General features: G+C 68.5%; 14 protein-coding genes. 7 read left to right on the top strand and 7 right to left on the bottom strand.

All coding sequences use genetic code 11. From position 1 onward, the window contains the following. Positions 1–47 precede the first annotated feature (47 nt). From JOY88_RS18485 to JOY88_RS18500, 4 genes are all read left to right on the top strand, one after another. Positions 48–881 (top strand): MotA/TolQ/ExbB proton channel family protein, encoded by an 834-nt coding sequence (locus JOY88_RS18485; protein ID WP_293504105.1) that lies wholly within the window; start codon positions 48–50, stop codon positions 879–881. A 34-nt stretch (positions 882–915) separates the two neighbouring features. Beyond that, positions 916–1,344, top strand: a complete 429-nt coding sequence (locus JOY88_RS18490; RefSeq protein WP_293504106.1) for an ExbD/TolR family protein — start codon at positions 916–918, stop codon at positions 1,342–1,344. Positions 1,345–1,359: 15 nt separating this feature from the next. Next, positions 1,360–1,797 (top strand): ExbD/TolR family protein, encoded by a 438-nt coding sequence (locus tag JOY88_RS18495; protein WP_293504107.1) that lies wholly within the window; start codon positions 1,360–1,362, stop codon positions 1,795–1,797. An 83-nt stretch (positions 1,798–1,880) separates the two neighbouring features. Continuing rightward, positions 1,881–3,140, top strand: coding sequence for a hypothetical protein (locus JOY88_RS18500; protein WP_293504108.1), 1,260 nt, complete (start codon positions 1,881–1,883; stop codon positions 3,138–3,140). Between the two features lie 72 nt (positions 3,141–3,212). Here the strand turns inward: JOY88_RS18500 and JOY88_RS18505 are convergent, their stop codons facing one another. The 7 genes from JOY88_RS18505 to JOY88_RS18535 form a co-directional block, all read right to left on the bottom strand. Beyond that, positions 3,213–3,971 (bottom strand): 3-hydroxyacyl-CoA dehydrogenase, encoded by a 759-nt coding sequence (locus JOY88_RS18505; RefSeq protein WP_293504109.1) that lies wholly within the window; start codon positions 3,969–3,971, stop codon positions 3,213–3,215. 99 nt (positions 3,972–4,070) lie between these two features. Continuing rightward, entirely contained in the window at positions 4,071–4,724 is a 654-nt protein-coding gene (adk, locus tag JOY88_RS18510; RefSeq protein ID WP_293504110.1) for an adenylate kinase, read from the bottom strand. A 111-nt stretch (positions 4,725–4,835) separates the two neighbouring features. Further along, entirely contained in the window at positions 4,836–5,573 is a 738-nt protein-coding gene (kdsB, locus tag JOY88_RS18515) for a 3-deoxy-manno-octulosonate cytidylyltransferase (protein WP_293504111.1), read from the bottom strand. Continuing rightward, on the bottom strand, positions 5,570–5,794 hold the full coding sequence (locus JOY88_RS18520) for a Trm112 family protein (RefSeq protein ID WP_293504112.1): 225 nt from the start codon (positions 5,792–5,794) through the stop codon (positions 5,570–5,572). Before JOY88_RS18520 ends, kdsB begins: the two co-directional genes overlap by 4 nt. Then, on the bottom strand, positions 5,794–6,837 hold the full coding sequence (lpxK, locus tag JOY88_RS18525; RefSeq protein WP_293504113.1) for a tetraacyldisaccharide 4'-kinase: 1,044 nt from the start codon (positions 6,835–6,837) through the stop codon (positions 5,794–5,796). Before lpxK ends, JOY88_RS18520 begins: the two co-directional genes overlap by 1 nt. Next, entirely contained in the window at positions 6,803–7,219 is a 417-nt protein-coding gene (locus JOY88_RS18530) for an ExbD/TolR family protein (RefSeq protein WP_293504114.1), read from the bottom strand. The genes lpxK and JOY88_RS18530 overlap by 35 nt, the downstream gene beginning before the upstream one ends. Positions 7,220–7,229: 10 nt before the next feature. Next, entirely contained in the window at positions 7,230–7,847 is a 618-nt protein-coding gene (locus JOY88_RS18535; RefSeq protein ID WP_293504115.1) for a MotA/TolQ/ExbB proton channel family protein, read from the bottom strand. Positions 7,848–8,144: 297 nt separating this feature from the next. Between JOY88_RS18535 and xseA the strand changes: the two genes are divergently transcribed. The 3 genes from xseA to JOY88_RS18550 all read left to right on the top strand — a co-directional run. Then, positions 8,145–9,488: an exodeoxyribonuclease VII large subunit gene (xseA, locus tag JOY88_RS18540; protein ID WP_524539235.1), complete on the top strand. Its 1,344-nt coding sequence runs from the start codon at positions 8,145–8,147 to the stop codon at positions 9,486–9,488. Between the two features lie 58 nt (positions 9,489–9,546). After that, on the top strand, positions 9,547–10,128 hold the full coding sequence (locus tag JOY88_RS18545; RefSeq protein ID WP_293504116.1) for a superoxide dismutase: 582 nt from the start codon (positions 9,547–9,549) through the stop codon (positions 10,126–10,128). Positions 10,129–10,262: 134 nt separating this feature from the next. Beyond that, the coding region (locus JOY88_RS18550) for a type II toxin-antitoxin system Phd/YefM family antitoxin (RefSeq protein WP_367269821.1) at positions 10,263–10,559 on the top strand (297 nt) is incomplete at its 3' end.

The following is a 10,559-nucleotide window of genomic DNA, read 5'->3' on the forward strand; positions in this document are numbered from 1 at the left end:
CATTCCGAACCGCATCAAACCAGAATCTTTCCCTAGGAGTTGACTCCATGATTTCTCGCATCACCGGCTTCCTTGCCGCCATCGCCATGGCCGCGACCCTGGCTGTTTCGCCCGCCCACGCGCAAGATCAGAAGCCGGCCGACGCCGCCTCGGCCGCCGTGGTTGACGACGCCGCCGCTCAGGCGCCCGTCGCCGCTGCCGCTCCCGCCAAGCAGGACAACCCCTACAGCCTGGCCAACATCGTTGCCCATGGCAACGTCGTCGACCAGGTCGTGCTGTTCATCCTGGCCATCATGTCCATGGGTTCGTGGTACATCCTGGTGGTCCGCCTGTGGGACACCAGCAAGCTGCAGTCCGAAGCCAAGGAAGTCCGCGCCTCCTTCTTCAAGAAGGCCAGCCTGGCCGACGGCCTGAAGGGCCTGAAGGAAGAAAGTGCCTTCCGCTACATCGCCACCACGGCCATCGAGGCTTCGGAGCACCATGAAGGCGCCCTGACCGAGAACATCGACCACAGCAGCTGGGTCACGATGAACGTCGATCGCGCCGTCGCCGACGTCAACAACAAGATCTCGGCCGGCCTGGGCTTCCTGGCTACCGTCGGCTCCACCGCTCCCTTCGTCGGCCTGTTCGGCACGGTGTGGGGCATCCTGAACGCGCTGACCGCCATCGGCGTCGCCGGCCAGGCCTCCATCGACAAGGTTGCCGGCCCCGTGGGCGCCGCGCTGATCATGACCGCCATCGGTCTGGTCGTCGCCGTTCCGGCCGTGCTGGGCTACAACTGGCTGGTCAACCGCAACAAGAGCGTGATGGGCCAGGTCCGTTCCTTCGCCGGCGACCTGCACGGCGTGCTGATGGGCAACCGCGCCGTCGCCAAGCGCTAATCCCTGAGCTGAAGCTCGCACAGGAGCCAATGCCATGGGCATGAACGTCGGATCCTCTTCCGGCGATGACGATGTGGTCTCGACCATCAACACCACGCCCCTCGTGGACGTGATGTTGGTGCTCTTGATCATCTTCCTCATCACCGTGCCGGTGGTGACGCAGTCGATCGCGGTGAATCTCCCCAAGGAGACCAACGTCGTCCGCGTCACGAAACCGGAGAACATCGAAATCTCGGTCAGCAAGGACGGCGACGTCTACTGGGGTACCAAGCTGATTCCTGACATGGAGGAGCTGGTGAAGCGCCTCGGCAAGGAGTCGGTCAAGAACCCGCAGCCCGAGGTGCACATCCGCGGCGACGACAAGTCGCGCTACGAGTCGGTCGGTCGCGTGATCTTCGCCTGCCAGCGCGCCGGCATCATGAAGATCAACTTCGTCACCGAGCCGCCGGCTCGCGGCGGTTGATCCCAGGAGTCGAATATGGGAATGAATGTCGGAAGCTCGTCGGGCAGCGGTGAACCCGAAGTCCTGATGGACGTCAACACGACGCCGCTGATCGACGTGATGCTGGTGCTGCTGGTGATGCTGATCATCACCATCCCGATCCAGCTGCACACGATCAACCTGGACATGCCGCCGCCAAGCTCGACGCCGCCGCAGCAGGAGCCGGTCGTGCATACCGTCATGATCGACTTCGACGGCACCGTCTACTGGGACGAGACCGCGCTGCCCAACCAGGCTGCGGTCGACGCCAAGATGCATGAAGTCGGCGAGATGGCGATCAGCGATCAGCCCGAGATCCACATCAAGCCGAACAAGCTCGTCGACTACGGCGTCGTCGCTGCGGTGATGGCCTCGGCCCAGCGCAACAGCGTCAAGAAGATGGGCATGGTCGGTAACGAGCAATACGTCAAGTGACGTGACCTCGGGACCGCTGACACCGATACCGTGATGCGCGCTGCCCGAAAGGGCGGCGCGTTTTTGCTTTGCAGGAGAGCAAGTTGAAGACTTTGAAAACCATGGTGGCCGTTGCCGTTGGCGCGCTGGCCCTGTCCCTGAACGGCGCCCCCGGCGCGGAATTCGGCTTCAGCCAGGCCGCCGCCCAGGACAGCGTGCGCAAGGAGATCGGCACGCCGCTGACCGAGGCCAGCAAGTTCGTCAAGTCCGGCAAGTACAAGGAAGCCCTGGCCAAGCTGCGCGAGGCCGAGGCCGTGGGCGGCCGCACCGCAGGCGAGAACAACGCGATCGAAGGCGTGCGCTTCTCCGCCGCGATGGGCGCCAACGAGCCCGACACGATGGCCCGTTCCTTCGACGTGCTGAAGGGGGCCGGCAAGCTGTCGCAAGCCCAGCAGCTGCAGTACATGGAGGCCATCGCCGGCACCTATCTGCGCAACCGCGACAACGCCAAGGCGCTGAGCTGGGCGCAGCGCTACTTCAAGGAGGGCGGCAACAGCCCGGCGATGAAGCAGGTGCAGCAGAACGCGCAGTTCCTGTCCGGCGACATGACGGCGACCATCAAGGACACGCTGGACGAGATCACCGCCGACGAGCGCGCCGGCCGCGCCCCGTCCAAGGACAAGCTCAACCTGCTGCTGTTCGCGGCCCAGAAGAAGGGCGATGCGAATGCCGAGGCGGTCGCGACCGAGAAGCTGCTGAACTTCTATCCGGATCCCAAGCTGTGGGCGCAGATCCTGGGCGGCCTGCCGCAGAAGAAGAGCTTCGACAGCAACCGCTTCCAGCTCGACCTCTACCGCCTGCGCCTGGCCACCGGCAACATGTCGCGTGGCGCCGAGGACTACATGGAAATGGCGCAGCTGGCGGCCCAGGCGGGCTTCCCTGAAGAGGGCAAGCAGGTCGTCGACAAGGGCTTTGCCGCCAACGTCCTGGGCCAGGGTGCCGAAGGCGCCCGCCACAAGCGCCTGGCCGACCTGATGGTCAAAAAGATCGCCGAGGGCAAGGCCGCTGCCGCAGCCAACGAGAAGGCCGCCGCCGACGCCAAGGACGGCAATGCCTTCGTGACCCTGGGCCTGGCCAATGCCTTCGGCGGCAACGCCAAGAAGGGGGTCGAGCAGATCGAGCAGGGCATCGCCAAGGGCAACCTGAAGCGCCCCGAGGACGCCAAGCTCTACCTGGGCATCGCCTTCATGCTGGGCGGCGAAACCGCCAAGGCCCAGTCCGCCTGGAAGAGCGTCAAGGGCACGGACGGCGCGGCCGACCTGGCCCGCCTGTGGATCATCCAGTCGCGTTCCGCCAAGCGCTGACCGGCGCGGCGCTTGCCGCCCAACAAAAAGGGCCTGGTGCAAACCAGGCCCTTTTTTACTTCGGCACCGGCATCACTTCGGTGCCAGGCGGATCGCGCCGTCCAGGCGGATCACCTCGCCGTTGAGCATGTCGTTGGTGACGATCTGGTGCACCAGCTTGGCGTAGTCCTCCGGCCTGCCCAGGCGGCTGGGGAAGGGCACGCTGGCTGCGAGCGCGTCCTGCACCTCCTGCGGCATGCCGAACAGCATGGGCGTGCCGAAGATGCCGGGGGCGATGGTCATGTTGCGGATGCCGTTGCGGGCCAGGTCGCGCGCGATGGGCAGCGTCATGCCGACCACCCCGCCCTTGGAGGCCGCGTAGGCCGCCTGGCCGATCTGGCCGTCGTAGGCGGCCACCGAGGCGGTCGAGATCAGCACGCCGCGCTCGCCGGTAGGCTCGGGTTCGTTCCTGGCCATGGCCTCGGCAGCGAGGCGGATCATGTTGAAGCTGCCGATCAGGTTGACCGTGATGGTCTTGCTGAAGGCCGCCAGCGGGTGGGCTCCGTCCTTGCCGACCGTCTTCACGGCCGGTGCGATGCCGGCGCAGTTGACCAGGCCCATCAGCTTGCCCAGGCCCGTCGCGGCGGCCACGACGGCCTGGCCGTCGGCTTCCTGGCTGACGTCGCATTGGACGAAGACGCCGCCGATCTCGGCGGCGACCTGCTGGCCGCGCTCGGCCTGCAGGTCGGCGACGACGACCTTGGCGCCGTGGCCGGCCAGCATGCGGGCCGTGCCTTCGCCGAGGCCCGAGGCGCCGCCGGTGACGATGAACACCTTGCCTGCGATTTCCATGATGAGGATCTCCTGGGTTGATTGGTTGACGTAAACGTCAATTGTGGCCGACAAAAAAGCCGCGGCGAGGCGCGGCTTGGTCGTCCGGAGGGCCGGGCCTCAGCTCAGCGCCGCCAGCGCCTTCTTCATGATGTCGTCCACCGAGCCCAGGCCCTCGATGCGGCGGTACCTGGGTGCGTTGGCGTCGCCGGTGGCGGCCCATTGCGAGTAGTAGTCGACCAGTGGGCGCGTCTGGGCCTGGTACACATCCAGGCGCTTGCGCACGGTCTCTTCCTTGTCGTCGTCGCGCTGGATCAGGTCCTCGCCGGTCTCGTCATCCTTGCCGGCAACCCTGGGTGCGTTGAACTTGACGTGGTAGGTGCGGCCCGAGGCTACGTGCACGCGGCGGCCGCTCATGCGCTCGATGATGGCGTCAAAGGGCACGTCGATTTCCAGCACATAGTCCAGCTTCACGCCGGCGGCCTTCATCGCGTCGGCCTGCGGAATGGTGCGCGGGAAGTCGTCGAACAGGAAGCCCTTGGCGCAGTCGGCCTGTGCAATGCGCTCCTTGACGAGGCCGATGATGATGTCGTCGCTGACCAGGGCGCCCGAGTCCATGACGGCCTTGGCGGCCAAGCCCAGCGGCGAGCCGGCCTTGATTGCGGCGCGCAGCATGTCGCCAGTGGAGATCTGCGGAATGCCGAATTGCTTGCAGATGAAGGCAGCTTGGGTGCCTTTGCCGGCGCCGGGGGCGCCAAGAAGGATCAGTCGCATGGGTCTCCTCGTCCTATTCGGGCCTGAAGCGGACCGTTCAAGGTGCTGCCTCAGCTCAGCGGTCGAGTATCGCATGCGGACTTTCGCCGGCCTGACGCCGCCATCCGTGGATCAGGCCTGCAGCAGCCGCCTCACGCGCTCCAGGTCCTCGGGCGTGTCGACGCCCGGCCCCGGCCGCTCGGCGCTGACGTGCACGGCGATGCGTTCGCCATGCCAGAGCACGCGCAGCTGCTCCAGCGACTCGATCTGCTCCAGCGGGCTGACGGCCAGTTGCGGGAAGCGCCGCAGAAAGCCGGCGCGGTAGGCGTACAGGCCCACGTGGCGCAGCGCCTGCTGGGGCTGGCCGGCGCCGTCGCGCCACCAGGCAATGGGCGCGCGCGAGAAGTACAACGCCCGCCCGGCCTTGTCGGTGACGAGCTTGACGACGTTGGGGTTCGCGAATTCGGAAGTATCGGTCAGCGCATGCGCGACGGTCGCCATCACGCAATCGGCCTGGGCGGCGAGCGTGGCGGCGCAGGCGTCGATCATGGCCGGCGCGATCAGCGGCTCGTCGCCCTGCACGTTGACGACGGTGGCGTCGTCGGCCAGCCCCAGCTGCTCGACGGCCTCGGCCAGCCGGTCGCTGCCGGAGGGATGGTCGGCGCGCGTCATCAGCGCCCGCACGCCATGGGCCGCGCAGGCGGCGGCCACCTCGGGCGCGTCCGTGGCCACGACGACCTGGCTGGCGCCGGACTCGGCCGCGCGGCGCGCGACGCGCACGATCATGGGCAGGCCGGCGATGTCGGCCAGCGGCTTGTTCGGCAGCCGGGTCGACGCCAGGCGCGCCGGGATGATGACCGTGAAGCTCACGGCGCCAGCGACGTCAGGGGCGCGGGTGCGCTGGGCGTGTCGGGATCCCAGGGCTTGGCCTCGCTCTCCAGCATCAGCGGGATGCCGTCGCGGATGGGGAAGGCCAGCCGGTCGGCGCGGCAGCCCAGCGCGGGCAGTTCCAGGCCGGCGCCCTCGCGCAGCAGTGTCAGCGGCCCCTTGCACAGCGGGCAGACCAGCATTTCGATGAGGCGTTGATCCATCAGGCGGGCAGGGAGAGTGTGTTCAGTTGAGTGTCCAGTGCGGCCTCGAAGCCGGCACCGGGCGAGAAGTCTAGCGCCACGACCCAGACCGGCATGGCGCCGACGCGTTGCGGCGGCAGCTTCACGGCGTCCTTCTCGGTCAGCACGACGGCGGCGGTACCGGCTGGCCAGGGCAGCTCGGCGAAGTCGGCATGGTCGGGCAGGGCCAGGGTGTCGAAGCCCAGCCCCAGGCCGGCCAGCATGTCGAAGAAGCGTTGCGGCCGTGCGATGCCCGCGACGGCCAGCAGCCCGGGCCGCCCGCGAAGCGCCAGCAGCGTGTCCATCCGTGCCGGCCGGCCGGCCCACCAGTCGGTCAGCGTCACCGCGCCGGCCAGGCGGCGCTCGGCGACGAAGCCGGGCAGGGCGGTGCTGGGGCGCGGCGCGTTGTAGACGACGAGCTGGTCGGCCGCCAGCGGCCGCGGCGGCTGGCGCAGCGGGCCGGCAGGCAGCAGCCGGCCATTGCCCAGGCCACGTTCGTCGAAGACCAGCAGGCTCAAGGCGCGTGGCAGCCGCCAATGCTGCAGCCCGTCGTCGCTGACCAGCAGTTGCAGCCCCGGCTCGGCGGCCAGCAGCGCGCGCGCCGCGGCGACGCGGTCGCGGCCGACGGCCACCGGCGCGCCGCTGCGCAGGTGGAGAAGCAGCGGCTCGTCGCCCACCTCGCGCGCCGTCGACACCCGCGTGACCAGGCGGACGCCGTCGCCCTCGCGCCCATAGCCGCGCGAGACCACGCCGGCGCGCAGGCCGCGCTCGCGCAGCAGCGCCAGCAGGGCCAGCGTGGTGGGTGTCTTGCCGGCGCCGCCGACGATCCAGTTGCCCACGACGATGACCGGCACGGGCAGCGTCTCGACGCGCTTGAGGCCGGTGCGGTAGGCGAAGCTGCGTAGCGCCAGCAGCGCCCGGTACAAGCCGCTCAACGGCAGCAACGCGGCGGACAGCGCGCCGCCTGTCAGCCACTGCTGCTGGAGCCGGTCAGCGAGCGTCGGTCTGGGCTGCGAAGGTGACACGCGTCAGGCCGACGCGGCGCGCGGCGTCCATCACGTTGACGACGGCCTGGTGCGGCGTGGCGGCGTCGGCCGAGATGATCAGCGACGCCTCGGCGTTGCCGCCCGAGGCCTGGCGCAGCGCGCCGATCAGGATGTCCACCGAGCGTCCTTCCACCGCCTGGCGGTTGACGACGAAGCGGCCGTCTGCGGCGATGCCCACGATGACCTCCTGAGGCCTGTCCTTGAGCTTTTCCGCGTCGGCCGAAGGCAGCGTGATCTGCAGCTCGGTGAACTTGGAATAGGTCGTCGACAGCATCAGGAAGATCAGGATCACCAGCAGCACGTCGATGAAGGGGATCAGGTTGATCTCCGGCGGGTCGCTGTGCGGGGGGCGGAAGCGCATGGCCGGGCCTTCAGGCGGTGTAGCGGCGCAACTGGCCCAGCAGGCGGTCGGCGGCGGCCTCGAGCTCGAGCACGTACTCCTCGATGCGGCCGCGGAAGTAGCGATGGAACATCAGCGAGGGGATGGCGATCATCAGGCCGAAGGCCGTGTTGTAGAGCGCGATGGAGATGCCGTGCGCGAGCTGGGCGGGGTTGCCGCCGCCGGGCGTCTGGCTGCCGAAGATATCGATCATGCCCACCACCGTGCCCATCAGGCCCAGCAGTGGCGCGGCGGTGGCGATGGTGCCCAGCGTGTTCATGTAGCGCTCGAGCTGGTGCACGGCGCGGCGGCCGGCGAACTCGAACACCTGGCGCAGCTTGCCTTCCGGCATCTGCGGTTCGGCGGTCACGGCGCGCAGGCCGGAGGCCAGCACCTCGCCCAGGATGGAGTTCTCGGCCAGGCGGTCGACCATGTCGGGCGCGGGCAATTGCTGTGCGCTGACGCCCAGCACGTCGTCCAGCAGCCGCGGCGGCAGGATGCGGGCGGCGCGCAGGCTGGACAGCCGCTCGATGATCAGGGCCAGCGCCACCACGGAACACAGGAGCAAGGGCCAGATCGGCCAGCCGGCGGCTTGTATGATCGAAAACAAGGTCGTCCCCGTGAGAGAGCGGCCGCTGACCGGCCGGGAAAGTGCGCGGGATTATGGCCCCAGGCTTGCTGCCCCCAGCCCATGCCCAAACCCCAAGAAAGCGGTCCCGCAATCCACCGTTGCTGTGGACAACTTTGTGGGCAAGGTCGGGGCAGTGGCCGGCAGGGGCCGTCAAATCAAGGCCTTGGACAACTTGCCTCAAGTTTGAGCAGCGGAATTCGAATTGAAAAACAAGGCCTTATGCGCTCATGACGTTGCCGTGACGGCCGCCATGGACCGAAATCGCCCGCCAGCCCAATGCTGGCGCGGCTGTGGACTTCCCGGCCCGCGCCGGCATTGGGTTTGCGCGTGATTGGGCCCCGCGAGACCGCACCGGGCCGACGTATCTGGGGCGTGGCCGGCCTGCTGGAGGCGGTAAGCCAGAGCCTGAGCGAGCGCTTCTCGGTCGTCGTCGTGGGCGGGGAGATCAGCGGGTTCACGCGCGCCGCCAGCGGCCACTGCTATTTCGGGCTGAAGGATGCCGACGGCCAGGCCGCCAGCCTGCGCTGCGCGATGTTCCGCCGCGCGGCGGCCCTGCTGGACTTTGCGCCGGGAGAGGGGCTGCTCGTCGAGTTGCGCGGCCGCGTGGCCGTCTACGAGCCGCGCGGCGAGCTGCAGTTCATCGTCGAGGCCATGCGCCGCGCCGGCGCCGGCACGCTGTATGAGCAGTTCCTGAAGCTGCGTGCGCGCCTGGCCGCCGAAGGCCTGTTTGACGCGGACGCCAAGCGCGCCTTGCCCAGCCACCCGCGGCGCATCGGCGTCATCACGTCGGCGGCCGGCGCGGCCCTGCACGACGTGCTGACGGCGCTGGCACGGCGCGCGCCCCAGGTCGAGGTGGTCGTCTACCCCAGCCCGGTGCAGGGCGCCGAGGCGCCACCGGCCCTCGTGCGGGCCTTGCAGACGGCCAACGCGCGTGCCGAGGTGGACCTGCTGCTGCTGGTGCGCGGCGGAGGTTCGCTGGAAGACCTGTGGGCCTTCAACGACGAGCGCGTGGTGCGGGCCGTGGCCGCGTCGGCCCTGCCCGTCGTCTGCGGGGTGGGCCACGAGACCGACGTGACGCTGTGCGACCTGGCCGCCGACCTGCGCGCGCCCACGCCCACGGCGGCCGCCGAACTGGCCGCGCCGTCGCGCGAGGCCTTGATGCAGCAGCTCGCCACGCTGGAGCGCGGGCTGACGCTGCGCACCGACCACCGCCTGCAGTCGCTGGCGCAGCGCCTGGACCGGCTCGCGCTGCGCCTGGCCCGCCCCAGCGACGCGCTGGCGCGCCAGCGCCGCATGCTGGACCTGCTGGCCCAGCGCGCCGCGGCGGCGCCCGTGCGGCGCGTCGAGCTGCAGCGCCAGCGCCTGGCCCATCTGGCGCAGCGCCATGAGCGAGCCGGCGCCGACACGCTGCGCCGCCAGGCCGCCCGGCTGGACTCGCTACAGGCCCGGCTGCAGGCCCTGGATCCCCAGCACGTGCTGGCCCGCGGCTACGCCTGGCTGGACGATGGCGCGGGCGGCGCGATCACTTCCGTGGCAGCACTGACGCCGGGCCGCGAGGTCCAGGCCGTGCTGGCCGACGGCAAGGCCCGGCTGAAGGTATTGCCTTCGCCGCAGGGGTGATTGCGTCTCCCTACAATCCGCCGCGTTTTCCCTTCCCCCAACACTTGAGGTTCACACCATGGAACACACGCTGCCCCCGCTGCCTTACCCCATCGACTCGCTGGCTCCGCATTACAGCAAGGAGACGCTGGAGTTCCACCACGGCAAGCACCACAACGCCTACGTCGTGAACCTCAACAACCTGCAGAAGGGCACCGAGTTCGAGGCCCTGACGCTGGAAGAGATCGTCAAGAAGAGCTCCGGCGGCATCTACAACAACGCAGCCCAGATCTGGAACCACACCTTCTTCTGGAACTGCATGAAGCCGCAAGGCGGCGGTGAGCCGACCGGCGCGCTGGCCGCGGCCATCAATGCCAAGTGGGGCAGCTATGCCGCTTTCAAGGAAGCCTTCGTGAAGAGCGCCGTCAGCAACTTTGGTTCGGGCTGGACCTGGCTGGTCAAGAAGGCCGACGGCACGGTCGACATCGTCAACACCGGCGCCGCGGGCACGCCGCTGACGACGGCCGACAAGGCCTTGCTGACCGTCGACGTGTGGGAGCATGCCTACTACATCGACTACCGCAACCTGCGTCAGAAGTTCGTCGAGGCCTTCCTGGGCAACCTCGTGAACTGGCAGTTCGCGGAAGCCAACTTCGCCTGAGCGGATCGCGCAGCGAGAAGAGCCGGCCGCGTGCCGGCTTTGTTGATTTCGGCGGGTTTTACTGCTTAATCCAGTTGTGCTGTGTTGTGTAGCGAGTATTGATACATCGCGCAGTGCAACTGGCGAGTCTGGGCGTGGCGAAGCTCTCGGGGCGGCAACCCGCGCAGTTGCTCATTTCGGTCATCTGCGCGTACCTCACTGACATCTATGACGCAAAGACCCGGCTGTCCCAGTTGGTGGACAAGGCTGCCGCGGGTGAAGACGTCGTGGTCTGTCGAAACGGCAATCGGGGGTGCGGCTGCTGTCTACAACTTGATGTCTTGGACGAGTTGCAGGGCGCGGTGCTGGGTTGGGCTGGGCTGGGTGAGGAGCTCGAAGCTCGGGGCATCAGGGCCTGCGCCTGGCGTGCGGCAGGTGTTGCGCACGAGCGT

Source organism: Roseateles sp., assembly GCF_019237615.1.
GTDB lineage: Bacteria > Pseudomonadota > Gammaproteobacteria > Burkholderiales > Burkholderiaceae_C > Pelomonas.

Bases quoted from the DNA above. Each gene is read 5' to 3' on its own strand.
- JOY88_RS18485 (WP_293504105.1), top strand. From the start codon at position 48: ATGATTTCTCGCATCACCGGCTTCCTTGCCGCCATCGCCATGGCCGCG.
- JOY88_RS18490 (WP_293504106.1), top strand. From the start codon at position 916: ATGGGCATGAACGTCGGATCCTCTTCCGGCGATGACGATGTGGTCTCG.
- JOY88_RS18495 (WP_293504107.1), top strand. From the start codon at position 1,360: ATGGGAATGAATGTCGGAAGCTCGTCGGGCAGCGGTGAACCCGAAGTC.
- JOY88_RS18505 (WP_293504109.1), bottom strand. From the start codon at position 3,971: ATGGAAATCGCAGGCAAGGTGTTCATCGTCACCGGCGGCGCCTCGGGC.
- adk (WP_293504110.1), bottom strand. From the start codon at position 4,724: ATGCGACTGATCCTTCTTGGCGCCCCCGGCGCCGGCAAAGGCACCCAA.
- JOY88_RS18520 (WP_293504112.1), bottom strand. From the start codon at position 5,794: ATGGATCAACGCCTCATCGAAATGCTGGTCTGCCCGCTGTGCAAGGGG.
- JOY88_RS18530 (WP_293504114.1), bottom strand. From the start codon at position 7,219: ATGCGCTTCCGCCCCCCGCACAGCGACCCGCCGGAGATCAACCTGATC.
- xseA (WP_524539235.1), top strand. From the start codon at position 8,145: ATGCTGGCGCGGCTGTGGACTTCCCGGCCCGCGCCGGCATTGGGTTTG.
- JOY88_RS18545 (WP_293504116.1), top strand. From the start codon at position 9,547: ATGGAACACACGCTGCCCCCGCTGCCTTACCCCATCGACTCGCTGGCT.